This is a genomic window from Azospirillum brasilense (assembly GCF_022023855.1).
Lineage (GTDB): Bacteria > Pseudomonadota > Alphaproteobacteria > Azospirillales > Azospirillaceae > Azospirillum > Azospirillum brasilense_F.
The window spans coordinates 1603967-1627378 of sequence record NZ_CP059450.1; the positions used below are offsets into that span (position 1 = coordinate 1603967).

The 23412-nt window shown below is 70.3% G+C and carries 25 protein-coding genes; 9 read left to right on the forward strand and 16 right to left on the reverse strand.

From position 1 onward, the window contains the following. Positions 1-105 precede the first annotated feature (105 nt). The 7 genes from fdh3B to H1Q64_RS20770 form a co-directional block, all read right to left on the reverse strand. Positions 106-741, reverse strand: coding sequence for a formate dehydrogenase FDH3 subunit beta (fdh3B, locus tag H1Q64_RS20740; RefSeq protein WP_014198023.1), 636 nt, complete (start codon positions 739-741; stop codon positions 106-108). 25 nt (positions 742-766) lie between these two features. After that, on the reverse strand, positions 767-3685 hold the full coding sequence (locus H1Q64_RS20745) for a formate dehydrogenase subunit alpha (RefSeq protein WP_237905421.1): 2919 nt from the start codon (positions 3683-3685) through the stop codon (positions 767-769). Between the two features lie 28 nt (positions 3686-3713). Next, entirely contained in the window at positions 3714-3923 is a 210-nt protein-coding gene (locus tag H1Q64_RS20750) for a twin-arginine translocation signal domain-containing protein (protein ID WP_183181144.1), read from the reverse strand. Then, positions 3913-4593, reverse strand: a complete 681-nt coding sequence (locus H1Q64_RS20755; protein WP_237905422.1) for a TorD/DmsD family molecular chaperone — start codon at positions 4591-4593, stop codon at positions 3913-3915. Before H1Q64_RS20755 ends, H1Q64_RS20750 begins: the two co-directional genes overlap by 11 nt. Positions 4594-4728: 135 nt before the next feature. Beyond that, positions 4729-5307 (reverse strand): DUF3306 domain-containing protein, encoded by a 579-nt coding sequence (locus H1Q64_RS20760; RefSeq protein WP_237905423.1) that lies wholly within the window; start codon positions 5305-5307, stop codon positions 4729-4731. Then, positions 5300-5824: a DUF3305 domain-containing protein gene (locus H1Q64_RS20765; RefSeq protein WP_237905424.1), complete on the reverse strand. Its 525-nt coding sequence runs from the start codon at positions 5822-5824 to the stop codon at positions 5300-5302. Before H1Q64_RS20765 ends, H1Q64_RS20760 begins: the two co-directional genes overlap by 8 nt. Beyond that, entirely contained in the window at positions 5821-6426 is a 606-nt protein-coding gene (locus tag H1Q64_RS20770) for a biotin/lipoate--protein ligase family protein (protein ID WP_237905425.1), read from the reverse strand. The genes H1Q64_RS20765 and H1Q64_RS20770 overlap by 4 nt, the downstream gene beginning before the upstream one ends. Positions 6427-6519: 93 nt before the next feature. On the opposite strand from H1Q64_RS20770, the gene H1Q64_RS20775 reads away from it, so the two are divergent. The 4 genes from H1Q64_RS20775 (at position 6520) to nadC (ending at position 10574) form a co-directional block, all read left to right on the forward strand. Further along, positions 6520-6867 carry a hypothetical protein gene (locus H1Q64_RS20775; protein ID WP_237905426.1) on the forward strand — a complete coding sequence of 116 codons (348 nt, stop codon included), beginning with the start codon at positions 6520-6522 and terminating at the stop codon, positions 6865-6867. Between the two features lie 101 nt (positions 6868-6968). After that, positions 6969-7979 carry a quinolinate synthase NadA gene (gene nadA / locus H1Q64_RS20780; RefSeq protein WP_237905427.1) on the forward strand — a complete coding sequence of 337 codons (1011 nt, stop codon included), beginning with the start codon at positions 6969-6971 and terminating at the stop codon, positions 7977-7979. 154 nt (positions 7980-8133) lie between these two features. Beyond that, complete coding sequence (locus H1Q64_RS20785; RefSeq protein ID WP_237905428.1) at positions 8134-9756, forward strand: L-aspartate oxidase; 1623 nt, start codon at positions 8134-8136, stop codon at positions 9754-9756. Further along, positions 9741-10574 (forward strand): carboxylating nicotinate-nucleotide diphosphorylase, encoded by an 834-nt coding sequence (nadC, locus tag H1Q64_RS20790; protein WP_237905429.1) that lies wholly within the window; start codon positions 9741-9743, stop codon positions 10572-10574. The genes H1Q64_RS20785 and nadC overlap by 16 nt, the downstream gene beginning before the upstream one ends. A gap of 51 nt (positions 10575-10625) precedes the next feature. Here the strand turns inward: nadC and H1Q64_RS20795 are convergent, their stop codons facing one another. From H1Q64_RS20795 to uraD, 6 genes are all read right to left on the reverse strand, one after another. Then, positions 10626-10793: a hypothetical protein gene (locus H1Q64_RS20795; RefSeq protein ID WP_170295939.1), complete on the reverse strand. Its 168-nt coding sequence runs from the start codon at positions 10791-10793 to the stop codon at positions 10626-10628. Next, a complete protein-coding gene (gene glf / locus H1Q64_RS20800) occupies positions 10790-12043 on the reverse strand; it encodes a UDP-galactopyranose mutase (protein ID WP_237905430.1) in 1254 nt (417 codons plus the stop codon). The genes H1Q64_RS20795 and glf overlap by 4 nt, the downstream gene beginning before the upstream one ends. 156 nt (positions 12044-12199) lie before the next feature. Further along, positions 12200-13243: a GMP reductase gene (locus H1Q64_RS20805; RefSeq protein ID WP_237905431.1), complete on the reverse strand. Its 1044-nt coding sequence runs from the start codon at positions 13241-13243 to the stop codon at positions 12200-12202. A gap of 147 nt (positions 13244-13390) precedes the next feature. Continuing rightward, positions 13391-14623: a M20/M25/M40 family metallo-hydrolase gene (locus tag H1Q64_RS20810; protein ID WP_237905432.1), complete on the reverse strand. Its 1233-nt coding sequence runs from the start codon at positions 14621-14623 to the stop codon at positions 13391-13393. Next, complete coding sequence (locus H1Q64_RS20815) at positions 14620-15861, reverse strand: allantoate amidohydrolase (protein ID WP_237905433.1); 1242 nt, start codon at positions 15859-15861, stop codon at positions 14620-14622. The genes H1Q64_RS20810 and H1Q64_RS20815 overlap by 4 nt, the downstream gene beginning before the upstream one ends. Further along, on the reverse strand, positions 15858-16367 hold the full coding sequence (gene uraD / locus H1Q64_RS20820; protein WP_237905434.1) for a 2-oxo-4-hydroxy-4-carboxy-5-ureidoimidazoline decarboxylase: 510 nt from the start codon (positions 16365-16367) through the stop codon (positions 15858-15860). Before uraD ends, H1Q64_RS20815 begins: the two co-directional genes overlap by 4 nt. A gap of 190 nt (positions 16368-16557) precedes the next feature. Between uraD and uraH the strand changes: the two genes are divergently transcribed. Further along, positions 16558-16920, forward strand: a complete 363-nt coding sequence (gene uraH, locus H1Q64_RS20825) for a hydroxyisourate hydrolase (RefSeq protein WP_237905435.1) — start codon at positions 16558-16560, stop codon at positions 16918-16920. Here uraH and H1Q64_RS20830 read toward each other — a convergent pair. After that, positions 16905-18092: a urate hydroxylase PuuD gene (locus H1Q64_RS20830; protein WP_237905436.1), complete on the reverse strand. Its 1188-nt coding sequence runs from the start codon at positions 18090-18092 to the stop codon at positions 16905-16907. The genes uraH and H1Q64_RS20830 overlap by 16 nt on opposite strands. Before the next feature lie 147 nt (positions 18093-18239). On the opposite strand from H1Q64_RS20830, the gene H1Q64_RS20835 reads away from it, so the two are divergent. The 4 genes from H1Q64_RS20835 (at position 18240) to H1Q64_RS20850 (ending at position 22793) form a co-directional block, all read left to right on the forward strand. Next, the gene (locus tag H1Q64_RS20835) at positions 18240-19175 is read left to right on the forward strand and encodes a LysR family transcriptional regulator (RefSeq protein WP_237905437.1); all 936 of its coding nucleotides are present in this window, start codon (positions 18240-18242) and stop codon (positions 19173-19175) included. Between the two features lie 87 nt (positions 19176-19262). Further along, positions 19263-20387, forward strand: a complete 1125-nt coding sequence (locus H1Q64_RS20840) for a LacI family DNA-binding transcriptional regulator (protein ID WP_237905438.1) — start codon at positions 19263-19265, stop codon at positions 20385-20387. Between the two features lie 99 nt (positions 20388-20486). Further along, entirely contained in the window at positions 20487-22331 is a 1845-nt protein-coding gene (gene uvrC, locus H1Q64_RS20845; protein ID WP_237905439.1) for an excinuclease ABC subunit UvrC, read from the forward strand. Positions 22332-22583: 252 nt separating this feature from the next. Next, positions 22584-22793: a hypothetical protein gene (locus tag H1Q64_RS20850; RefSeq protein ID WP_149166612.1), complete on the forward strand. Its 210-nt coding sequence runs from the start codon at positions 22584-22586 to the stop codon at positions 22791-22793. An 83-nt stretch (positions 22794-22876) separates the two neighbouring features. Here H1Q64_RS20850 and H1Q64_RS20855 read toward each other — a convergent pair whose 3' ends face one another. Then, on the reverse strand, positions 22877-23101 hold the full coding sequence (locus H1Q64_RS20855; protein WP_237905440.1) for a hypothetical protein: 225 nt from the start codon (positions 23099-23101) through the stop codon (positions 22877-22879). A 49-nt stretch (positions 23102-23150) separates the two neighbouring features. Next, positions 23151-23345 carry a hypothetical protein gene (locus H1Q64_RS20860; protein WP_237905441.1) on the reverse strand — a complete coding sequence of 65 codons (195 nt, stop codon included), beginning with the start codon at positions 23343-23345 and terminating at the stop codon, positions 23151-23153. Positions 23346-23412: the final 67 nt, after the last annotated feature.

A 23412-nucleotide genomic window follows, 5' to 3' on the forward strand; every position in this document is an offset into this window, starting at 1 on the left:
ACCCCGGCCCTCCCCCGCTGCGCAGGGGAGGGAGAATGGTCCCCTCCCCCGCCCAGCGGGGGAGGGTTAGGGTGGGGGCAAAACCCCAGACAGCCCCCCACCCCCTCAGCTCCCGCCGGTGCCCTCGCGGCCCGGGCTGAAGGCGTCGCCGCGGTCGTTTTGCCCATAAGCGGTGGACCAGCCCCAGGCGCCGGAACCGTAGCCGCGGCGCACCGTCCGCTCCTTGTAGATGTCGGCCAGGACGTCGCCGTCACCGGCCATCAGCGCGCGGGTGGAACACATCTCCGCGCAGAGCGGCAGCTTGCCCTCGGCCAGCCGGTTGGTGCCGTATTTCTGGTACTCCTCCATCGTGTTGTCCGCTTCCGGACCGCCGGTGCAGAAGGTGCATTTGTCCATCTTGCCGCGCCCGCCGAAGTTGGTCGCCTGCGGGTACTGCGGCGCGCCGAAGGGGCAGGCGTAGAAGCAGTAGCCGCAGCCGATGCACAGGTCCTTCGAGTGCAGCACCACCCCGTCCGCCGTCTGGTAGAAGCAGTCCACCGGGCAGACCGCGGCGCAGGGCGGGTCGTTGCAGTGCATGCAGGCCATGGAGATCGACCGTTCGCCCGGCACGCCGTCCTTCAGCGTGATGACGCGGCGGCGGTTGATGCCCCAGGGGATGTCGTGCTCGTTCTTGCAGGCGGTGACGCAGGCGTTGCACTCGATGCAGCGTTCCGCGTCGCACAGGAATTTCATGCGGGCCATGAATGTCTATCCTCCCTGGGGCGCGTCAGGCCGGTTCGACGCGGCACAGCGTCACCTTGGTTTCCTGCATGAAGGTCATGGGGTCGTAGCCGTAGGTCGTCACCCCGTTGGCCGGCTCGCCCAGGACAATGGGGTCGGTGCCCGGCGGGTAGTTCTCCCGCAGGCTGTTGCCCTGCCAGTAGCCGGAGAAGTGGAAGGGCATGAAGACCGTGCCGGCGCCGATGCGTTCGGTCACCAGAGCGCGCATCCGCGCCTTCGAGTTGTCCTCCGGCCCGTAGACCCAGACCATGCCGCCGTCGCGGATGCCCAGGCGCTCGGCGTCCTTGGGGTTGATCTCCACGAACATCGACTGCTGCAGCTCGGCCAGCCAGGGGTTGGAGCGGGTCTCCTCGCCGCCGCCCTCATACTCGACCAGCCGTCCGGAGGTCAGGATGAAGGGGAAGCGCTGGCGGATGTCGCTGTCCGCGATCTTGAACTGGAGCGAGCGGGCGAGCTGCGGCAGGCGGAAATCGCGCCGGTCCTCGATTGCCGGGTACTCCTTCACCAGCTCCGGCCGCGGGGAGTAGATCGGCTCGCGGTGCAGCGGCACCGGGTCGGGCAGGTTCCAGGCGACGGCACGGGCCTTGGCGTTGCCGTGCGGTGAGCATCCATGCTTCAGCGCGACGCGGATGATGCCCATGGACAGGTCGGTCTGCCAGCTCACCTCGTCGGTCTTGTCGCCGCCGATGGCCTGGATAACGCGCATCTCCTCCGCCGTCAGGTCCTTGTCCCAACCCAGCTTGCGCAGCATCGCCATGGTGAATTCGGGATAGCCGTCCTCGATCTCCGAGCCCTTGGAATAGGAGCCGTCGGCGAGCAGGCTGACGCCGTTGCGCTCCACCCCGAATCGGGCGCGGAAGACGCCGCCGCCCTCCATCACATGCTTGGAGGTGTCGTAGAGAACGGCGCAGCCGGGGTGGCGAAGCTCCGGATGGCCCCAGCAGGGCCAGGGCAGGCCGTAATACTCGCCCTTCAGCGGACCGCTGGTCGCCTGCATGGTGATCTTGTCGAAGTCGGCCTGATGCTTCATGTGCATCTTCAACCGCTCCGGCGACTGGCCGGTGTAGCCGGTGGACAGGCAACCGCGGTTGATCTCCCGCAGGATGTCCTCGGGCACCGGGCGGGTCTCCTCCACCGTGATGTGCTTGAACATCTCGTCAGCGAAGCCGAACTTGCGGGCCAGCAGATAGATGATGGTGTAGTCGTCCTTGGACTCGAAGATCGGCTCCACGACCTTCTCGCCCCACTGCATCGACCGGTTGGAGCAGGTGCGCGAACCGTCCGTCTCGAACTGGGTGCAGGCCGGCAGGATGTAGGTGCCGTTCTTGCGTTCCTTGAAGGCGGCGAAGGTGGTCGGGTGCGGATCGGCGATGACGAGCAGGGACAGCTGCTCCAGCCCCTTCAGCATCTCCGGCATGCGGGTAACGGTGTTGCCGCCGTGGCCGAAGACGACCATCGCCTTCAGCGGCGACGGTTGCTGGATCTCCTCCGGCTTGTAGGTGACGCCGTCGAACCAGCGGGTGGTCGGGATGCCCTTGGCCTCCATCAGCTCCTTGGAGGAGAAGCGGGCCTTCATCCAGTCGTAGTCGACGTCCCAGACGCGGCAGAAATGCTTCCACGCCCCCTCGGCCAGCCCGTAGTAGGAGGGCAGCGTGGAGACGTCGAGCCCGAAGTCGGTGGCGCCCTGCACGTTGCAATGGCCGCGGTAGATGTTGGCGCCGCCGCCGGCCACCCCGATGTTGCCGAGCGCCAGCTGCAGGATCGACAGGGCGCGGACGTTGGCGGTGCCGGTGGTCTTCTGGGTGATGCCCATGCACCAGATGACGGTGGACGGCCGGTTCTTCGCCAGCGCCTCCGCCACGCGGTAGAGCTGCTCGCCGGGCACGCCGCTGACCCGCTCCACCGTCGCGGGGTCCCACTTCTTCACCTCGGCGCGGATCTCGTCCATGCCGTAGACGCGCTGGCGGATGTACTCCTTGTCCTCCCAGCCGTTCTCGAAGATGTGCCAGAGGATGCCCCAGGTGACCGGGATGTCGGTGCCCGGCCGGATGCGCACATAGTCGGTGGCGTGGGCGGCGGTGCGGGTGAAGCGCGGGTCGATGACGATGAAGGGCGTGCGGTTGTGCTCCTTGCCGCGCAGCATGTGCGGCAACGAGACGGGGTGCGCCTCCGCCGGGTTACCGCCGATGATCAGCAGCGCCTTGGAATTCTGGATGTCGTTGTAGCTGTTGGTCATGGCGCCGTAGCCCCAGGTGTTCGCCACCCCGGCGACCGTGGTGCTGTGGCAGATGCGCGCCTGATGATCGACGTTGTTGGTTCCCCAGAAGGCCGCCAGCTTGCGGAAGAGATAGGCGCCCTCGTTGGAGAATTTGGCGGAGCCAAGCCAGAAGGTGGCGTCCGGCCCGGACTGCTCGCGGATCTCCAGCAGCTTGGTCCCGATCTCCTCGATGGCCTGATCCCAGGAGATGCGCTGCCACTGGCCGTCGACCAGCTTCATCGGGTATTTCACCCGCCGCTCGCCCTTGGTCAGCTCGCGCACCGAGGCGCCCTTGGCGCAGTGCGCGCCCTGGCTGATCGGGCTTTCCCAGCCCGGCTCCTGCCCGGTCCAGACGCCGTTCTGCACCTCCGCGATCACCGTGCAGCCGACCGAGCAGTGGGTGCAGACGTTCTTGCGGGTGACGATCTCGACGTTGGGCAGGGTCGGCCCGGCCTCGGCCTTTTGGATCATCGCGGCGGGCAGCGCGCCCAGCGCCGCCATGCCCCCGGCGGCGAGGCCGGAGGTCTTCAGGAAGCCGCGGCGGTCGACGGTTTCTCCCAGCCCGGCGGTGCCCGCGGACAGTCCGTTCAGGCGGCGGGCGAGGGAGGCGCGGGTGGCGGCGGTTCCGGCGTTGCGCTTGACGAGCATGGGGCGGCCCTCTGGATCAAAGTCGCGGTCAGAGTCGGTTCAGCGCGTAGAAACGCTTCACGTGTTCGGTTTCGCGGTAGCGGGACTTCACCTGCTCCTGCCGCGATTCCATCGCCTCCGCCGGGGCGGCGCGCAGGGTGGCGGCCGCCGCGGCGGCTCCCGCCGCACCCAGCCCGAGGCCCTTCAGCAGGCTGCGGCGTTCCAGTCCGGTTTTCTTCTGGCTGTCGTCACGGTGCATGGATCGTGCCCTCCCGCTGGTCGGCCCCGCGCGGCGCGCCCGGAGGGGCGGGCGCGATCATCGCAAAGGCGTTGGTCTCGATGTCCAGGAACAGCCGCCCGAAGGTGCCCAGGGGCCGGTAGAGATGCGCCGCCGACGCCTCCTCCAGGTCCTGGAAGAAGCGGCCCGCCCAGGGGGCGAGGTGGCGCTCGAAGAAGCGTTTCTGGCGTGGCAGGTCCGGCTCGCCGTCCGCCGCGCCGACGGTGCCGGCGGCCAGCGCGCCCATGATCTCGGCGATGGCGGCGATGTGGTCCTCGGGCTCGCTGACGCCGGGCGCGCACTCGATGCCCAGCGCCTGCATGTCCTCGCGCAGGCGGGCGAGTGGCCGGTCGATCAGGAAGCCGGTGCGGTAGTAGGAGGCGAAGGGAACCAGCTCGCCCCGTGTCACCCCGAGGAACAGCTCATGATACTCGCGCTCGACCCGGTGTTCACCGTCCGGGTCGTCGGCGAGCGTCCGGGCGCGTACGGCCAGATCGCTGATGGCCCGGCCCAGCGGCGAACCATCCCCGGACAGAGCCCCGACCGTGGCCAGCAAGTCGTGCGACGGCGGACGCGCCAAAAGATGGGCCAGCAGGCCGTACGCCTGCGCCCGCAGCCGATCCGCGTCGTCGATGAAGGCCGTTTCCGCCATGCCCTTGCCCCGCTTCGCCTTTTCCCTGGCCGGTTAAGGTCCGGCTCATCAGCGACAACAGCGGGATTGCCCAAAGGTTGCGCAGTCCAGGCGGGGTGGCGGGGATGCCTGATTGCTTCAGCGCTTGCCCCCTCCCTAACCCTCCCCCGCTTTCGCAGGGGAGGGGACGGACGCCGCTTCGCCTAAGGCACCCTCTCCCGCGCAGCGGGGGAGGGCCGGGGTGGGGGCAAGACCCTCACCTTCCTCAGACTCCTCCACCCCAGCGACCACCACCTCCTCCGGCTTCTCCTCCTCCAGCGGCTTCTCGTCGGTGGCGATGCGGTCCAGCAGGTCGGCGATGCGGTCGGTGTCGAGCAGCTTGCCATAGCCGGGGGCATTGCAGTCCCAGTCATACTCGGCGAAGCCGCGGAAGCCCGCGATCACCGGGTCGCTGGTCCAGGCCTTGCGCAGGGCCAGCCGCTTCAGCTCCTGCGGGACGTTGCTGGCGAGGAAACCGGTGTAGTCGCTGTCCGCGCCCAGGCTCTCCACCGGCGGCAGGCTCTCCGGGTCGAAGGGTTCCGGCGGCGGAACGGCGACGGCCTGCGGCTCCACCGCCGCATCCCGCTCCGCCTGCGGCTCGGGGTTTTCGATGGGAAGCGCGCGCGCCTCCTGCTTGCGGCGGGACCAGCGAGACAGGAAGCCTTGGGACCCGTGATCCATGGCACGGTCATCCATGGCGCTGATCCTTTCCGGGTTGAGAGACTGGGGCGCGGCGGGCCAGCGCCTCCGGGTCGGCGCGGTCGCGCTGACGCTTGTAGAAGGGTCGTTCGGTATGGTGGCGGGCCACGAAATCGCGCATCCATTCCGCGAGATCGGGCGGCAGGGGGATGGCCTCGATCAGATCGTCGCCCGCGTCGGAATGGGCGTCCACCTCGCCGGGATCGACGGTGACGGCGAGCAGCCGCAGCCCCGGCTCCTCCGCACAGCGGCGCAGGATGACGTAGAGCATCGGGTGGCCGCCCTTCAGATTCTCGACGTAGTTCTCCGTCTCGCCGGGATGGAGCACGATCTCGGTGGCGCCCGCGTAATAGCCGGTGCGCTCGCCGTCCTGCGACAGCACGGTCCAGGGCGCGCGGTCGGGCAGCGCCGGCAGAGCGCCGGTCACCCGCCAGCGGGCGTCCACCCAGGGGTTGTCGATGCGCTGGCGCTCCACCGTGATCCCGACGCCGCGCCGTTCGGCTTGTCCGATCATGACCGTGTCCCCTCTGCCTTGCGGACCAGTCGCTGTTCCCAGACCCGCCGCACCGGCTCGAAGCCCGCTTCCATCCAACGGTCGATCCAGGTCAGGAGATGCCGGGTGAAGCTCTCCAGCACCGCCACGGCGTCGGTGTCGCCGAAGCCCTCCTCGCGCAGAGCCGTGCGGTCGGGGCGGCGTCCGGGGTCGGGATCGTCGGGGTCGCCCAGAACCTCCAACTCCGCGCCGACCACGGCCCAAGCGGGAAGCCCGTCCTCGGCGCCGGGACCCAGCGCGACGGTCACCCGGCCGGCCACGGCGCCGTTCAGCAGCAGGCGGCCCGCGCCGTCGAAGCGGATGCTCTGGTTCGGCGGCCCCAGCGCCTCCAGCGCGTCGGCCAGCGCGACCAGGGTAACGGCGGCGAGGCCGTCACCCGCGTCCGGACGGTCGGGAACCAGCACCACCGCCACGTCCAGCCGGTCGCGCCGGCCATTGTGGACGAGCGTGCCGGGCGCCGCCTCCTCCGCGGCGAAGCGGCAGGCGGTAGCGAAGGGGCCGTCCGCCTCGGCGGGCCAGGGGCGGAAGATGGGCGGCAGTGTCGGGGCGTCGGTCGGGTCCATGCCCCTGATAACGCACGAACGCGAGGGTTGGTGCCCGCGCCTGTTGGTGGGGGACGGCCTTGTCGCCCCCCTTGCCCAAAGGAGTCCGCCGCCTTGCTCGCCGCTCTCATTTCCTCCAGCCTTGTCGCCGGGCTGCTGATGACCGGCAACGTCATCGCCCAGGAAGCCACCAAGGAGTCGCTGTCCAACGACATCAAGGTGCAGCAAAGCCAGGAGCCGCCCCCCAACCAGCAGGGCGTCCGCGCGCCCAAGGCCACCACCAGCGGCGAAACCCAGGGGGCGGAGCTTCAGCAGGCGCTGGCCGACGTCCGCCGGGCACCGCCCGACTTGCAGGGCAACCCGGTGCCCCGGCCGAACCAATGGGCCAGCGAGCCCGACATGGGGCACGAGCCGACCCGCTCCGAAAACCCCTCCGATCTGAGCAGCCAGGAAGCCAAGTAAGGGAGCACACGAACGATTCGCGAGACGCATCCTTTTCCGCTTGATATGCTCGTATCGAGCATTTATGGTTTTGCTCACGACGAGCATTAAAGGAATGCGCCATGCGCGACACCACCGGCCTTGCCTACACGCCCGACATCGCCGCGGCGACGCAGCCGATCTACGAGCGCATGAAGCGCGTGGTCCCCGCCGTCGAATGGCCGTTCCACGCCCCGCTGGTCCACGAGATCAACCGCCTGAAGCGGGAGCGCAACGCGGTGATCCTCGCCCACAACTACCAGACGCCGGAGATCTTCCACGGCGTGGCCGACATCGTGGGCGACAGCCTCGCGCTCGCCGCACGGGCGACCCAGACCGATGCCGACGTCATCGTGCTCGCCGGCGTGCATTTCATGGCGGAGACGGCGAAGCTGCTGAACCCGTCGAAGACGGTGCTGATCCCCGACACCGGGGCGGGCTGCTCGCTGGCCGAATCGATCACCGCCGCCGACGTGCGGCTGCTGCGCGAGCGCTATCCGGGCGTGCCGGTGGTCGCCTACGTCAACACCTCGGCCGACGTGAAGGCGGAGGTGGACATCTGCTGCACCTCCGGCAACGCGGTGGAGGTGGTGGAGTCGCTGGGCGCACCGCGCGTCATCATGCTGCCCGACGAGTATCTGGCGAAATACGTCGCCACCCAGACCAACGTTGAGATCATCGCCTGGAAGGGCCATTGCGAGGTGCACGAGCGCTTCACCGGCGACGAGATCCGCGAGTTCCGCGGGCGCTTCGACGAGTTGATCGTCATCGCCCACCCGGAATGCCCGCCCGACGTCCTGGAGGCCGCGGACTTCGTCGGCTCCACCGCCCGCATGGTCGATTTCGTGGCGGACCGCCGCCCGCCGCGGGTGCTGATGGTCACCGAATGCTCGATGAGCGACAACGTCGCCGCCGCCTCGCCGGAGACGGAGTTCGTGCGGCCCTGCAACCTGTGTCCGCACATGAAGAAGATCACCCTGGCGAACATCCTGGACAGCCTGCGCACGCTGGAACCGCAGGTGACCATCGCGCCGGAGGTGGCCGACCGCGCCCGCCGCTCGGTGGAACGGATGCTGGCCGTCAAGCCGCGCTGATCCTCCATTCCCTCTCCCCTCTGGGGAGAGGGTTAGGGTGAGGGGGTTGCGCGTTGCGGTACGTCCGGCGAAAGCGCATCCCCCTCACCGGCCCTTCGGGCCACCCTCTTCCCGGAGGGGAGAGGGCTAGATTCTCCATCGAGAGAACCCGCCCATGCCCACCCCTTACATGGTCCGCGATTCGGAGGTGGTCGTCATCGGCTCCGGCATGGCCGGGCTGACCGCCGCCCTGCATCTGGCGCCGCGCGCCGTCACGCTGCTGACCAAGACGCCGGACCTGCCGGGCGGCTCAAGCAACCACGCCCAGGGCGGCATCGCCGCCGCCATCGGTCCCGGCGACGGGGCGGAGGCGCACGCCGCCGACACGGTGGCCGCCGGCGCCGGCTTCGTGGACCCGGGCCGCGCCCTCCTGCTGACCAGCGAGGGGGCGGAGCGGGTGCGGGCGCTGCTCCTCGCCGGGCTGCCCTTCGACCGCAGCGCCGACGGCGCGCCCCTGCTCGGGCGGGAGGCGGCGCACGGGGCGGCGCGCATCGTCCATGCCGGGGGCGACGCCACCGGGGCGACGCTGGTCGCGGCGCTGGCCGAGCGGGTGCGCGCCACCCCGTCGATCCGGGTGGAGAGCGACGCCTTCGCCGTCGATCTGGCGGTGCGCCACGGGCGGGTCTGCGGCGTGCTGGCCTGCCATCCCGAAGGCTGGGTGTTCCACCGCGCGCCGCGCGTGGTGCTGGCGACCGGCGGGGTCGGCGGGGCCTACGCCCGCACCACCAACCCGCCGGAGGCGACCGGCGACGGGCTGGCGCTGGCCGCGCGGGCCGGGGCGCTGCTCGCCGACGTGGAGTTTGTGCAGTTCCACCCGACGGCGCTCGCCGTGGACGCCGACCCCGCCCCCCTGCTGACCGAGGCGCTGCGCGGCGCCGGGGCGGTGCTGCTCGACCGGCGCGGGGTCCGTTTCATGGCGGCGGAACACCCGTTGGCCGAGCTGGCGCCGCGCGATGTGGTGGCCCGCGCCATCGGCGCCCGCGTCGCGGCGGGGGAGCCGGTGCGGCTGGACATGCGCCCGGCGCTGGCCGCCAAGCCGGACGGCTTTCCCACCGTGCTGGCGCTCTGCGCCGCCCACGGGTTGGACCCGTGGCGGGAGCCGGTGCCGGTCGCCCCGGCGGCGCACTACCACATGGGCGGGGTGGTCACGGATCCCGCCGGGCGGACCAGCCTGGACGGGCTGTGGGCCTGCGGCGAGGTCGCCTGCACCGGCGTCCACGGCGCCAACCGGCTGGCCAGCAACTCGCTGCTGGAGGCGCTGGTGTTCGGCGCGCGGGTGGCCCGCGACGTGGCCGGGCGGGACCTCCCTCCCCTGCCGCCCTTCGCCTTGCCCGAAGCGCCGGCCGTCGCCGGGGAGGTCGGGGCCGGCCTGCTCGACGCCATCACCGACGAATCCCGCCGCACGCTCTACCAGGGCGCCGGGCTGGTGCGCGACGGGGTGGGGCTGCTGGCCGCCCGGCGCAAGCTGGACCGGCTCGCCGTGGCGCTCGACGCGCTGTGCGGCGTCGGCCCGGCGGAGCTTGCCGCCGTCCGCTGCTGGGGCGAGGCGCGCAACCGCCTGCTGGCCGGACGGCTGATCGTCCACGCAGCGCTTGCCCGCAGCGAAAGCCGCGGGGCGCATTTCCGCACCGACTTCCCGCAGGAAGACCCGGCGGCGCAGCGCCACCGCTTCACCCTCACCGACCTGACCGGGGCCGCCGGCCCCCTGACCGGAGACGCCGCATGCTCCATCCTCTGACCTATGAACCGATCGTCCGCGCCGCCCTGGCGGAGGATCTCGGGCGGGCCGGCGACATCACCACCGACAGCATCGTCCCGGCGGAGGCCGTGGCGACGGCGCGGGTGGCCGCGCGCAAGGACGGGCGCGTCGCCGGGCTGGAGGTCGCCCTGTCCGCCTTCCGCATCCTCGACCCGGCGGCGGAGCTGCGGGTGGAGCAGGGCGACGGCGACGACGTGCCCCCCGGCGCCACCATCGCCACCGTGACGGCCCGCGCGCGCGCCCTTCTGACGGCGGAGCGCACGGCGCTGAACCTGCTGGGCCGCCTGTCCGGCATCGCCACCGCCACCCGCGCGCTGGTGCGCGAGGTCGAGGGAACACGCGCCCGCATCGTCTGCACCCGCAAGACCACCCCCGGCCTGCGCGTCCTGGAAAAGCAGGCGGTGCGGCTGGGCGGCGGCTTCAACCACCGCTTCGGGCTCGACGACGCGGTTCTGGTCAAGGACAACCACATCGCCGTGGCCGGCGGCATCCGCCCGGCGGTCGAGCGCGTCCGCGCAGCCATCGGCCACATGGTGAAGGTGGAGGTCGAGGTCGACACGCTGGCCCAGCTGGAGGAACTGCTGACCCTGCCGGTCGACGTCGTCCTGCTCGACAACATGGACCCGCCGACGCTGCGCCACGCCGTCGCCATGGTGGACGGCCGCATGGTGACGGAGGCGTCGGGCAACGTCACCCTGTCCACCGTGCGGGCCATCGCGGAGGCCGGCGTGGACATGATCTCGGTCGGCTGGCTGACCCACAGCGCGCCGAACCTCGACGTCGGGCTGGACATGTAGCGACCCGGATGGGGAGGGGGCGCGCTGTCCCCTCCTCCCGAAACGCGGTCCTCAGTGCCCCGTGAAGTTCCGGTGCTGCACGGTGTTCTCCTCGCTCAGCCGGACCGAGGGGGCGGCGAAGGTCTCGTCGGCGGTGCGGCCCAGCGTGCCTTCCAGGATCACGCTGGCGCCGATGGCGAGGACGACCGCGGTGGCCAAAGCCATTCCGAACGCTTTCATGACGCTTCCCTCCTGCTGCGGACCGGAGCGGACGATGGAGCGGGCTGCGGGGCGGCGCCGATCCCGGAAATGCCGCGCGCGCCCTCCGCCACGGCGCCTTCGGCCTTGGCGATGCGGGTGTAGAGCGCCAGCGCCTGCGCCACCACCTGATCCATGTTGTAGTAGCGGTAGGTCGCCAGCCGCCCGACGAAATGGACGTTCGGCGTGGCGTCGGCCAGCTCTTGGTACTTGCGGTAGAGGGCGGCGTTCTCCGCGCGGGGGATCGGGTAGTAGGGGTCGCCCTCCGCCGACGGGTATTCGTAGGTCAGGCTGGTTTGCGGGTTCGTCTGGCCGGTCAGGTGCTTGTATTCGGTGATGCGGGTGTGCGGCACCTCCTCGCCGGGATAGTTCACCACGGCGACGGGCTGGAACCATTCCTGATCGACCGTCTCGTGCCGGAAGGTCAGGGAGCGGTAGGGCAGCTTGCCGAAGCGGTGGCCGAAATACTCGTCTACCGGGCCGGTGAAGATCAGGTTGCGGTAGCGCACGTCGCGCACCACGTCGCGGAAATCGACGCCCAGGCGGATGGTGATGTTCGGGTGGTCGAGCATGTTCTCGAACATCCGCGTGTAGCCGTGCAGCGGCATGTTCTGGAAGCTGTCGCCGAAATAGCGGTCGTCGTCGTTGGTCCGCGTCGGCACCCGCGCCGTCACCGCCTTGTCGAGGTCCGACGGGTCGAGGCCCCATTGCTTGCGGGTGTAGCCGCGGAAGAACTTCTCGTACAGCTCCCGCCCGACCGCGCCGACCACCACGTCCTCCGAGGTGCGGACGTCGGCCACCGGTTCCGCCCGGCTTTTCAGGAACTCCGCCACGCCGGCCTCGTCGAGGTCCAACCCGTAGAGCCGGTTGACCGTCGTCCGGTTGATGGGGATGGGAACCAGCTGCCCGTCGACATGGGCGAGCACCCGGTGCTCGTAGGGGCGCCACTGGGTGAAGCGAGACAGATAGTCCGCCACCGGCTGCGAATTGGTGTGGAAGATGTGCGGGCCGTAGCGATGGATCAGCACGCCCGCGTCGTCGTGATGGTCGTAGGCGTTGCCGCCGATGTGCGGACGCCGGTCGATCAGCAGCACCCGCTTGTCCAGGCCCGCCGCCAGCCGTTCCGCCAGCACGCTGCCGGCGAAACCCGCCCCGACGATCAGGTAATCGAAGACCGCCGGCCCGTCCGTCCGCCCCACATAGGCTGGAGCGGCACCATCGAAATCACGCATAAGCTCTGCCTTCCTCGTCCTGCCAAAAGGCGGACAAGGGGGGCACGCCGTCCGCGCCCCACCCGTCCGCACATCCTGCGAACGGTGGAACCCGCCGGTGGTTCCGGGCGAAGGCGGTCGAGAAGGAGGTACCGAACCAGGGTACCTCCCGCGGCATCACCCGCCGAAGACGGTGTTCAGCTGCGCGCCGACGCGGACGAAGGTGGTCCGCTTCGACACCTCCTTCAGCTTGGTGGCGCCAATGTAGGTCATCATGCTGCGCACGCCGCCCATGATCTCCTGCATCGTGCCGTCGATCGGTCCACGGTAGGGGACCTCCACGGTCTTGCCCTCCGACGCCCGGTAGGAAGCTACGCCGCCCGCGTACTTGTGCATCGCCGTGTCGGACGACATGCCGTAGAAGGTCATCGCCACCGGCACCTTCTGCCCGCCGCGCTCCTCGTAGCGGATATCTCCCTCGCACTCATCGTGGCCGGCCAGCATGCCGCCGAGCATCACGAAGTCCGACCCGGCGCCATAGGCCTTGGAGATGTCGCCCGGCACCGTGCAGCCGCCGTCGCCGCAGACCTGCCCCTTCAGCCCGTGCGCGGCATCGGCGCATTCGATGATGGCGGAGAGCTGCGGGTAGCCGACGCCGGTCATCTTGCGCGTGGTGCAGACCGACCCCGGCCCGATGCCGACCTTGATGATGTCGGCCCCGGCGAGCACCAGCGCCTCGGTCATGTCGCCGGTCACCACGTTGCCGGCCATGATGACCATGTCCGGATTCTCCTTCCGCAACCGGCTGATGACGCGCACGAAGCGTTCCGTGTAGCCGTTGGCGACGTCCAGGCAGAGCTTGGCCACCGGGGCCTTGGCCTTCACCGCCTGGAACTTGTCGTAGTCGGCCTCCGTCGTGCCCAGCGAGTAGAAGACGTTGGCCGTGTCCTCGTCGCGGAAGAAGGGGATCAGGGCTTCGGCCGGGTAGTGCTTGTGCAGCGCGGTCATCGCGCCGAAGCGCGACAGGGCGCGGGCGACGGCCATAGTGCCGACCACGTCCATGTTGGCCGCGATCAGCGGGAAGCCCGTCCATTCCAGCCCGCTGTGGACGAAGCGGAAGGTCCGCTCGATGTCCACGTCGTTGCGGCTTTCCAGGGTGCTGCGCTTCGGGCGGATCAGCACGTCCTTGAAGTCCAGCTTCAGATCGTTCTCGATGATCACCGGCGGGTCGTCCTTGTCGTTTTGGGGGAGGGCCGTTTCCCCCTCCCCGGCCCTCCCCCGCTGTCGCAGGGGAGGGAGAATGAAGTCCCCTCCCCTGCGACAGCGGGGGAGGGTTAGGGTGGGGGCAAGGTCAGCACCAGTGCAGCCTCAACCCTCGCCCAGCACCTCCAACAGCGCCAGCGCGACAACCTCCGTCGCCTTGAACAGGTCGGACAGCGGCAGGCGCTCGTCGGCGCGGTGGGCGTTGGCCTCCTCGATGGTGTGGGGACCGGCGCCGAACAGGGCGATGGGCACGCCCGCGTCGGAGTAATGGCGCGCGTCGGTGTAAAGCGGCACGCCCTTGGTCTCCACGGGCTCGCCCATGACGCGGCTGGCGTGGGCGCAGAGGACGGCGGCCAGCCGGTCGGTGCCGGGCAGCGGGGTCAGCGGGCGGGCCAGCAGGATGCGGCGAATGTCCACGCGGGCCTTCGGGAATGCCGTGGCCGCCTCCGCGATGACCGCGCGCAACGTCTCCTCCACCGTCTCCGGCGCCTCCTCCGGGATCATGCGGCGGTCGAGGCGCAGGGTCACGCGGTCGGGAACGACGTTGGTGTTGATGCCGCCCTTGATCAGCCCGACCGTCAACTGCGGCGAGCCGATGCCGCCCACCGCCGACACGGTGCCGGCGTAGCCCTTGCGGTGCTCATAGAGCGCGCCGAGGATCGCCGTCGTCGCCTCCAGCGCGTCGATGCCGGTCATCGGCAGGGCGGCGTGGGCAGACTTGCCGGTGACCTCGACCTCCAGATGCAGGCAGCCGTTGTGCGCGGTGACGACGCCGTAGCTGAAGCCCGCGGCAATGGCGAAGTCCGGCTTGGTCAGCCCCTCGTCGAGCAGCCATTTCGGCCCGATCTCGCCGCCCGCCTCCTCGTCGTAGGTCAGGTGCAGTTCCACCGTGCCGCGGTCAAGACCGGCCTTCTCCAGAGCCAGCAGCGCGTAGGTGTAGGTGACGAAGTCGGACTTCGAGACGGCGACGCCGCGCCCGTACATCCAGCCGTCCACCACCTCCGCCCCGTAGGGGTCGCGGGTCCAGCCCTCGCCCGGCGGCACCACGTCGCCGTGGGCGTTCAGCGCCACGGTCGGCCCGTCACCGAAGCGGCGGCGCACGATCAGGTTGGTGGCGGAGATCATGCCGTTGGCCCGCACCAGCTCCGCCGGGACCGGGTGGCGCTCCACCGTCAGGCCCATGGCCTCCAGCAGTTCGGCGGCACGCTCCGCGTGGGGGGCGCAGTCGCCGGCCGGATTGTCGGAGGGCACCTTGACCAGTTCGGCCAGGAAGCGGACCTGCTCGTCGCGGGTCTGCTCCAGGAAAGCGCGGATGGCCTTTTGGGCGGTGTCGGTCATGGTGTCGGGGTCTCGTGCTCGAAGTGGCGGATGATGTCCAGGAGGATCTGCACCGACAGGTCGGCGTCCTCCGCGGTGATGGATTCGGCGGGGTTGTGGCTGATGCCACCCGCACAGCGGACGAACAGCATGCCCATCGGCAGCACGCCGGCGAAGGCCATGGCATCATGCCCGGCGCCGCTGGGCAGCGACAAGGGACGGACGCCGGCGCGGATCACGGCGGCTTCGATCTGCCGCCGGATGCCGGGGGAACAGGGGGCGGCCGCCGCGTCGTGGGTGGTCTCCACCGCCAGCTCCACGCTGCGGCGGGTGGCGATCGCCTCGAAGTCGGCGAGGATGGCGGCGCAGGCGTCCCGCCGCACGGTGTCCTCCGGCGCGCGGACGTCGAGGGTGAAGGCGGCCTCGCCGGGGATGACGTTGACGGCGCCCGGCTTCGCCTCGATCCGGCCCACCGTCGCCACCAGCCCGGCGTCGGAGGCCGCGGCCACCCGCTCCGCCGCCAGAGTCATCTCGGCGGCGGCGGCCAGCGCGTCGCGGCGCAGCGCCATGGGCACCGTGCCGGCGTGGCCGGCCATGCCGCGCAGCCGGACGGCGAAGCGCGTGGCGCCGTTGATGGCCGTGACGATGCCGACCGGCAACCCTTCCGCCTCCAGCACCGGCCCCTGTTCGATGTGGACCTCCAGGAAGGCCAGCGCCTCCCCCGGCTTGCGGGCCGCCGTGGTGATGGCCTCGGGGTCGCCGCCGAAGGCGCGCAGCGCGTCGGCCATGCGCACGCCGTCGCGGTCGCGCGTCTCCAGCGCCACCCGGTCGAAGCGGCCGGCCACGGCGCGGCTGCCGGTCAGGGTCACGGGGAAGCGCACCCCCTCCTCGTCGCCGAAGCCCAGCACCTCGATGGCGAAGGGCAGGCGCTCACCGCGCCGGTCCAGCTCCGCCACCGCGGCGACGGCGGCCAGCACGCCCAGATTCCCATCATACCGTCCGGCGTTGCGCACCGTGTCGATGTGGGAACCGATCAGCAGGGCCGGCGCGCCCGGCACGGTTCCCTCGTAACGGCCGACCACCGTTCCCGCCGGGTCGAGCCGGGCGCTCATCCCGGCCTTGCCCATCAACTCCATCAGCCAGTCCGCGGCGGCGCGGTGCTGCGGGGTCAGGAACAGGCGGGTCAGCAGCCCCGGCTCCTCCGTGAAGCCGGCGAAGGCGTCCAGCCGCGCCATCAGGTCCGCGCCGAACGCCGTCATGGCTCGATGTCCTTCGGCAGCAGGTCCTTCAGGCGCAGCCAGGTGATGCGCTCGACCTGGGCCAGCGCCGTGGCGAACTCCTCCTCCGGGCCGTTGGACAGGCGGGTCTCGAACGCCTCCAGAATGTCGGCGCGGCTGCGGCCCTTGACCGCCAGGATGAAGGGGAAGCCGAAGCGCGCCTTGTAGGCGTCGTTCAGTTCGGTGAAGCGGGCGAACTCCTCCGGCGTGCAGCGGTCCAGCCCGGCGCTGGCCTGCTCCGCCGTGCTGTCGGCGGTCAGCTCGCCGCGCAGCGCCAGCCGCCCCGCCAGATCGGGGTGGGCGTTCAGCAGCGCCAGCTTCCGGTCATGGCCGGCGGCGCGCAGGACGGCGACCATGGCGGCGTGCAGCCCGTCCGCGTTGTCGGGCAGGTTGCCCCCCTGATCGGCGGCATCCCAGGCGCCTTCGGCGACCCAGGGCGAATGTTCGAACACGCCGCCAAATCGGGCGACGAAACTTGCACGGTCCATCTCGCTCGGTCGCATCCCGGCCTTCCCTGATCGGTCCCCTGCCCCGCAGCATACCCGCAATCGCCGAGGTCCGCTTTTTCGATCCGTTTGAAAGTCTTTTTGCGCAGGCCCCGTTCGGACCGCGCGGCGGTGCGGCATGGGGTGCGGTATAAGGTCTCTTCGCGGCATTCCACGGCGAGGAGAGAGACCCATGTCCGGAAGCGGGCGCTTGACCACCCATGTTCTCGACACGACGCACGGCCGGCCCGGCGCCGGGATCGCCGTCACCCTCTACCGCATCGACGGGGAGCGGCGGGAGCGGCTGATGCAGACCCGCACCAACGCCGACGGGCGCTGCGACGCGCCGCTCCTCGCCGGGGCCGACCTGACGCCGGGCGTCTACGAGCTGGTGTTCGAGGCCGGCGACTATTTCCGCGCCTCCGGCTTGGAGATCGTCGAACCCGCCTTCCTCGACGTGGTGCCGATCCGCTTCGGCGTCGCCAACGCGGACCAGCACTATCACGTGCCGCTGCTCGTCTCCCCCTACAGCTACTCGACCTACCGGGGAAGCTGATCGGTCCAGGCGGCGAGCAGGCGGCGCTCTTCCGGCGTGATCCCGGTGACGTTGCCGGGGGGCATCGCGTCGGACAGCGCCGCCCAGGTCCGGATCTGCGGCGCGTGGCGGCTGATCGCCTCCGCGCTGTCCAGCATCACGCCGCGCGGCGGCACGCCGATCCCCTCCCACACCGGCTGCGCCGCGTGGCACATGGAGCAGCGCGACAGCACCACCTCCTCCACCTGCGCGAACTCCACCCTGGCCGGCGCCGCGGCGCTGTCGGTCCGCGTGCCGGCGGCGCTCAAGCCCACGATGACGGCGACGCCCGCGGCGGCCACCGCCCAAGTCCACCAGGGCGTCGGCTTGCCGGCGTGACGGCTGTTGAAGAAGTGGCGGATCACCGCCCCCACCACCAGCACCACCGCCACGATCACCCAGCTGTAGCGCGTGCCGAAGGCCAGCGGGTAGTGGTTGGAGATCATCAGGAAGACGACCGGCAGCGTCAGGTAGTTGTTGTGCAGCGACCGCTGCTTGGCCTGCTTGCCCAGCGCCGGGTCGGGCACCTGCCCGGCCTTCATGGCGGCCACCGCCTTGGTCTGGTTGGGGATGATGATGCGGAAGACGTTGGCCGACATCATCGTGCCGATCAGCGCCCCGACATGCAGCATCGCCGCCCGCCCGCTGAAGAGGTGGCTGAGGCCCCAGGCGACCAGCACCAGGAAGACGAAGCCCGCCGCCGCCAGCTTCACGTCGTCCTTGCCCAGCGGCGACTTGCACAGCCGGTCATAGACGTGCCAGCCCAGCCCCAGGGCGCCCAGGCTGAGCAGCACCGCGCCCCACCAGGGAATGTCCAGCACCGCCGGGTCGATCATGTAGAGTGCGGCGCCGTGGTAGTAGAGCACCGACAGCAGCGCGAAGCCGCTGAGCCAGGTGGCGTAGGCTTCCCATTTGAACCAGGTCAGCTTCTCCGGCAGCTCCGGCGGGGCGACCGTGTATTTCATCATGTTGTAGAAGCCGCCGCCGTGGACCTGCCACGCCTCCCCCGCCACCCCATCGGGCAGGCCGTCGCGCCGCCGCAGGGACAGGTCCAGGTGGATGAAATAGAAGCTCGACCCGATCCAGGCGATGGCCGTGATGACGTGCAGCCAGCGCACCAGAACGTTGACCCACTCCCAGACGATCGGCTCCATGCGTCGCGGCCTCTTCCGTTTGGTGATCCTCACCCTGAACTCTACGGTTGCCGCAGCGCAGCGGGGAAGCGGATGCGTGCGCCAGCACTTTCAAAAAAAACGGAAAGGTGGGAGGATTCCCCATGGCGTGTGGGGAAAGGGCCAAGCGTGGCGCTTCTGGAGAACATGCGGGTGTTCGTGCGGGTGGTGGAACTGGGCAGCCTGTCCGCCGCCGGGCGCAGCCTGCGCCTGTCGCCCGCCGTGGTCAGCCACCGGCTGCAAAGCCTGGAGGAGCATCTGAACGCCCGCCTGCTCAACCGCACCACCCGCCAGGTTCAGTTCACCGAGGCCGGCAAGGTCTTCTTCGAACACTGCCTGGAGGTTCTGGAGGCGGCCGAGCGGGCGGAGAGCAGCGTCGGCGCCATCGGCGGGGCGCCGGTGGGCAGCCTGCGGGTGACGGCGCCGCTGGGCTTCGGTCGACGCATCCTGGCCCCGATGGTGCCGCGTTTCCACGCCGCCTTCCCCCAGGTCGACCTGCGGCTGCGCCTGTCCGACCATCTGCTGGACCTGCTGCGCGAGGCGACCGACGTCGCCATCCGCATGGCGCCGCTGAAGGATTCCAGCTTCGTCGCACGCAAGATCGCCGACCTGCCGCGGGTGCTCTGCGCCGCACCGTCCTACCTGGAGCGGCGGGGTGTGCCGGCCCGGCCCGAGGAACTGCTGTCCCACCACTGCCTGCTGCTGCGCTTTCCCGGATCGCAGCAGTTCCAATGGACGTTGAACACCCCGCAAGGCCCGATGACCCTGCCGGTGTCCGGCCAGTTCGACGCCGACGACGGCGACGTGCTGACCGGCTGGGCGCTGGCCGGGGAAGGGATCGTGCTGAAGCCGCTGTGGGAGGTCGCCGATCATCTGCGCCGCGGGGAGCTGCGGGTCGTCCTGCCGCACTGCCCTCCGGATCCGGTGACGCTCGCCGTGCTCTACCCCCACCGCAACCTGCTGCCCGCGAAGATCCGAGTCTTCATCGACTTCTTCGCGGAGCAGGCGCGCGCCGCCCTGGCGGATACGGAAATGACTGGAGCGGAACCGAATGCCGCGCCCTGACCGTTCCTGCATTTCCCCCGCTTTTCCAACGGCGTGCTATGATGCCGCCTCGCCGCGCGGCGAGGTTCGCCGCAGGGAAGGACGAGAATGACCGCACAGCCGCCCGCCAAGCCGTTTCCGCCGAAACCCGCCAAACCCATCCGCAAGAAGACCCGCCGCGCCACGGAGCGGCTGACCATGACGGACGTGGCCAACGCCGCCGGCGTGTCGCCCAGCACCGTCTCGCTCTATCTGCGCAAGCCGGAGGCGGTGTCGGAGGAGCTGGCGACCCGTGTGCGGACGGTGATCGACCAGCTCGGCTACGTGCCGAACCTCGTGGCGGGCAGCCTCGCCGCGGCGAAGAGCCGGACGGTGGGGGTGATCCTGCCCTCCATCACCAACTCCTTCTTCGCGGAAACCTACAACACGCTGCAAAGCGCCTTCCAGACCGCCCATTACCAGACCCTGCTCGGCGTCAGTGAGTTCGATCCCGAGCGGGAGGAGGAGTTGATCCGCGCCTTCCTCGCCTGGTCGCCCGCGGCGGTGGTGGTCACCGGCCTGCACCACACCGAGCGGACGCGCGCCATGCTGCGCTCATCCGGCGTGCCGGTGGTGGAGATGTGGGACATCCCCTCCGCCCAGACCCCGGCGGTGGACATGACGGTCGGCTTCTCCCACTTCGAGGTCGGGCGCCGGCAGACCGCCCACCTCTACGACCAGGGCAGCCGCAAGGTCGCCTACATCGGCGCCGCCGTTCATCAGGACATGCGCGTGCGCAGCCGCACCGACGGCTATGAGGACGAGGTGCGCCGCCGCGGCCTGCACGAGCCGATCGCCTTCACCGCTCCTGACACCGCTTCCACCCCCGTCGGCATCTGGCTGATCGACGAGGTGTTCGCGCTTCACCCGGACATCGACGGGGTGGTCTGCTCCAACGACGCCATGGCGCTGGGCGTGCTGTTCGAAGCGAACCGGCGCGGGCTGAGCGTGCCCGACGATCTGGCGGTGATCGGCTTCGGCGACCTGACCTTCAGCGCCGCCTGCCTGCCGCCGCTGTCCACCGTGCGCCCGCCGCAGCGCGAGATCGGGGAGCTGGCCGCCGGCCAGATCCTGGCCCGGCTGAACGGCACGACGGTGGCCCAGCCGCACCACGGGCTGGATTGCGAGCTGGTCGTCCGCGACAGCACCCGCCCCGACGCCGATGCGGACGTGGAGCGGCAAAAGGCGGGGTGACTTTATCTCGGAAGGACAGGGCCGACGATTGTCCCTTGTCCACGGTTCGTTCCCTTGCTTCCTTCCGCGCCATCGTGATCAACACACCGGGTTCGTGTGATGGATGGAGTTGCGGTGATCCGCGCCACCCTGCCGACGCTGCCGGACACGCCCGGCGTCTACCGGATGATCGGGGCGGACGGGCGCATCCTGTATGTCGGCAAGGCGAAGAACTTGAAACGCCGGGTGGCCAGCTACACCCGGACGGACGGGCTGCCCAACCGCACCCGCCGCATGGTGGCGCTGACCCGCTCCATGGAGTTCGTCACCACCCACACCGAGGCGGAGGCCCTCCTGCTGGAGGCGAACCTGATCCGCCGCCTGCTGCCGCCCTTCAACGTGCTGGTGAAGGACGACCGCTCCTTCTCCTACATCGCGCTCGGCGAGGGTCATGAGTTTCCGCGCCTGATGCACCACCGCGGCAGCGCCGACCGGCACGGCAGGAAGCGCGACCTGTTCGGCCCCTACGCCTCCCCCGCCCTGGTCGGCATGACCATCGGCGCGTTGCAGCGCGCCTTCCTGCTGCGCAACTGCGACGACGCCACCTTCACCGCGCGCACGCGGCCCTGCCTCCAGCACCAGATCAAGCGCTGCTCCGCCCCCTGCGTCGGCCGCGTCTCGGCGGAGGAGTACGCCGCGCAGATGCAGGGCGTGCGCGACGTGCTGACCGGGCGCAGCGCCGCCGTCCAGGCGGAGTTCGCCCGCCACATGATGGACTGCTCCGACCGGCTGGCCTACGAGGACGCCGCCCGCTGGCGCGACCGCATCCGTGCTCTGACCGCCCTGCAAAGCCGCCAGGACATCAATCTGGAAGGCGTGCTGGAGGACGCCGACGTGTTGGCCGTCCATGCCGAGGGCGGGACCGCCTGCGTCCAGGCCTTCTTCTTCCGCGGCGGTCGCAATCAGGGCACCCGCGCCTTCTTCCCCCGGCACGACGGTGAGGAGGAGCCCGCCGCAATCCTCGCCGCCTTCGCCGCGCAACTCTACGAAGGGACGCCGCCGCCCCGCCACCTGCTGCTCAGCCACGCCATCCCCGAGCGCGCCCTGCTGGCCGAGGCACTGACGCTCGCGGCCGGGCGGCGGGTCGAGGTGGAGGTGCCCCAGCGCGGCCCCAAGCGCCGCGTCGTCGAACACGCACTGACCAACGCGCGTGAGGCCCACGGGCGCCGCATGGCCGAACGCTCCGCCCAGGGCAAGCTGTTGGCCGGGGTGGCGCGCGTCTTCGGCCTTCCGAAAACACCGACGCGTATCGAAATCTACGACAACTCGCACATCCAGGGGGCCTTCCCGGTCGGTGCCATGGTGGTCGCCGGACCGGAGGGCATCCAGCGCAACGCGGGACGCCGCTTCCACATCAAGGACCCCGCCGCGGCCGGCGACGACTACGCGATGCTGCGCGAGGTGCTGACCCGCCGCTTCGGGCGCGCGCTGCGCGAGGACCCGCAGCGCAGCGGCGGCCAGTGGCCCGATCTGGTGTTGATCGACGGCGGGCTTGGCCAGTTGAACACCGCCAGCGCGGTGCTGGACGGGCTGGGCATCGCCGGCGTGCCGCTGGCCGCCATAGCCAAGGGTCCGGACCGCGACGCCGGCCGCGAGCGCTTCTTCGTGCCGGACCGCGAGCCCTTCCGGCTGGAGCCCAACGACCCGGTGCTGTACTTCCTGCAACGGCTGCGCGACGAGGCGCACCGGACGGCCATCGACGCCCACCGCACCCGCCGCCTGAAGGCGATGGACCACACCCGCATCGACGGCATCCCCGGCGTCGGCCCGTCGCGCAAGAAGGCCCTGCTGCACCATTTCGGCAGTTCCACCGCGGTGGCCTCGGCCGGGCTGAAGGATCTGGAGGCCACCCCCGGCATCAGCGCGGCGCTGGCCCGGCGAGTGTTCGAGCATTTTCATGGGTAGGGGATGAGTGGCCGCGGTTGCCCCCACCCCGGCCCTCCCCCGCTGGGCGGGGGAGGGAGATTTAGTCCCCTCCCTTGCGAGAGCGGGGGAGGGTTAGGGTGGGGGCAACCGCGGCCGAATTATTCCAAAGGCACCGATGCAGCCACCGCTCATCAGTCCTGCGTTTGCGCGGTTTTTGGTTAGTGCTTCCTTAACCCGACGGGATCATGGTCCGCCCACCGCAAACAGAGCATGCACGCAGGGCGCCTGACCATGGGCCAGAAGACCATCAAGTTCTCCGACAAGAACGGCTATCGCGACGTCGAACTCGACAGCCTGCCGCGCAACGTGCGCGCCGCCGTCACCGACATGGCCGCGAAGAACCCCGTCGCCGGCATCATCATCGACCAGACGGGCATGCTGTACCGGATCCACCTGACCGAACCGGCGAACGTCTATCTGGACGTGCTTTCGGTCGCCTGAACCGGGGCACTCCGCAAGGATCCGCAAGGATTGGTGACACGGCGGCGCATCCGATGCGCCGCCGTTTCCATTTCAGCGTGCCGTCACTCCGGCAGGATCGTGACGGTGCGGTCCAGGGCATCGCGCGGAACCGTCGAGCCGAAACCGGACAGGATCGCGCGGGCGTGCCCCGGCGCCAGACCGGTCATCCGTGCCAGATCGCCGGCGTCCAGCCCCTGCTGTTCGGCGGCGTGGCGGATGCGGGTGATGGCGTCGCGTTTCTCCGTACGGTCCATGGCGCTGCTCCGTTTGCGGACGTGGTGAGTCATGCGGTCCTCCTGTGCCGGTGGACGGAGGGAGAGGCGGGTTTGCGGCTTCTCAGTGCGGGCGGCCTTCCAGGCGGCGCAGCGCGCGGTCGAGTGTGCTCACGGGCATCATGAACACGGTGCCGCCCAGCACCGCCCGGACGTCCTCAATGTCCAGGCCGGTGGCCGCAGCGACGCTACGCTCGTCCAGGCCGCGGTCTTCGGCGATCACGGCGATCCAGCCCGCCAGCGTGCGGGCCTGGGCCATCCGGGCCGGGTCCGTCAAGGGGTGACGGCGCGCCGATAAGCTGCGGCCTCGGGGGTCCGCAAGGTCG

Coding starts and splice junctions, on each gene's coding strand:
- fdh3B (WP_014198023.1), bottom strand. CDS start 741: ATGGCCCGCATGAAATTCCTGTGCGACGCGGAACGCTGCATCGAGTGC.
- H1Q64_RS20745 (WP_237905421.1), bottom strand. CDS start 3,685: ATGCTCGTCAAGCGCAACGCCGGAACCGCCGCCACCCGCGCCTCCCTC.
- H1Q64_RS20750 (WP_183181144.1), bottom strand. CDS start 3,923: ATGCACCGTGACGACAGCCAGAAGAAAACCGGACTGGAACGCCGCAGC.
- H1Q64_RS20755 (WP_237905422.1), bottom strand. CDS start 4,593: ATGGCGGAAACGGCCTTCATCGACGACGCGGATCGGCTGCGGGCGCAG.
- H1Q64_RS20760 (WP_237905423.1), bottom strand. CDS start 5,307: ATGGATGACCGTGCCATGGATCACGGGTCCCAAGGCTTCCTGTCTCGC.
- H1Q64_RS20765 (WP_237905424.1), bottom strand. CDS start 5,824: ATGATCGGACAAGCCGAACGGCGCGGCGTCGGGATCACGGTGGAGCGC.
- H1Q64_RS20770 (WP_237905425.1), bottom strand. CDS start 6,426: ATGGACCCGACCGACGCCCCGACACTGCCGCCCATCTTCCGCCCCTGG.
- nadA (WP_237905427.1), top strand. CDS start 6,969: ATGCGCGACACCACCGGCCTTGCCTACACGCCCGACATCGCCGCGGCG.
- H1Q64_RS20785 (WP_237905428.1), top strand. CDS start 8,134: ATGCCCACCCCTTACATGGTCCGCGATTCGGAGGTGGTCGTCATCGGC.
- nadC (WP_237905429.1), top strand. CDS start 9,741: ATGCTCCATCCTCTGACCTATGAACCGATCGTCCGCGCCGCCCTGGCG.
- H1Q64_RS20795 (WP_170295939.1), bottom strand. CDS start 10,793: ATGAAAGCGTTCGGAATGGCTTTGGCCACCGCGGTCGTCCTCGCCATC.
- glf (WP_237905430.1), bottom strand. CDS start 12,043: ATGCGTGATTTCGATGGTGCCGCTCCAGCCTATGTGGGGCGGACGGAC.
- H1Q64_RS20810 (WP_237905432.1), bottom strand. CDS start 14,623: ATGACCGACACCGCCCAAAAGGCCATCCGCGCTTTCCTGGAGCAGACC.
- H1Q64_RS20815 (WP_237905433.1), bottom strand. CDS start 15,861: ATGACGGCGTTCGGCGCGGACCTGATGGCGCGGCTGGACGCCTTCGCC.
- uraD (WP_237905434.1), bottom strand. CDS start 16,367: ATGGACCGTGCAAGTTTCGTCGCCCGATTTGGCGGCGTGTTCGAACAT.
- uraH (WP_237905435.1), top strand. CDS start 16,558: ATGTCCGGAAGCGGGCGCTTGACCACCCATGTTCTCGACACGACGCAC.
- H1Q64_RS20830 (WP_237905436.1), bottom strand. CDS start 18,092: ATGGAGCCGATCGTCTGGGAGTGGGTCAACGTTCTGGTGCGCTGGCTG.
- H1Q64_RS20840 (WP_237905438.1), top strand. CDS start 19,263: ATGACCGCACAGCCGCCCGCCAAGCCGTTTCCGCCGAAACCCGCCAAA.
- uvrC (WP_237905439.1), top strand. CDS start 20,487: ATGGATGGAGTTGCGGTGATCCGCGCCACCCTGCCGACGCTGCCGGAC.
- H1Q64_RS20850 (WP_149166612.1), top strand. CDS start 22,584: ATGGGCCAGAAGACCATCAAGTTCTCCGACAAGAACGGCTATCGCGAC.
- H1Q64_RS20855 (WP_237905440.1), bottom strand. CDS start 23,101: ATGACTCACCACGTCCGCAAACGGAGCAGCGCCATGGACCGTACGGAG.
- H1Q64_RS20860 (WP_237905441.1), bottom strand. CDS start 23,345: ATGGCCCAGGCCCGCACGCTGGCGGGCTGGATCGCCGTGATCGCCGAA.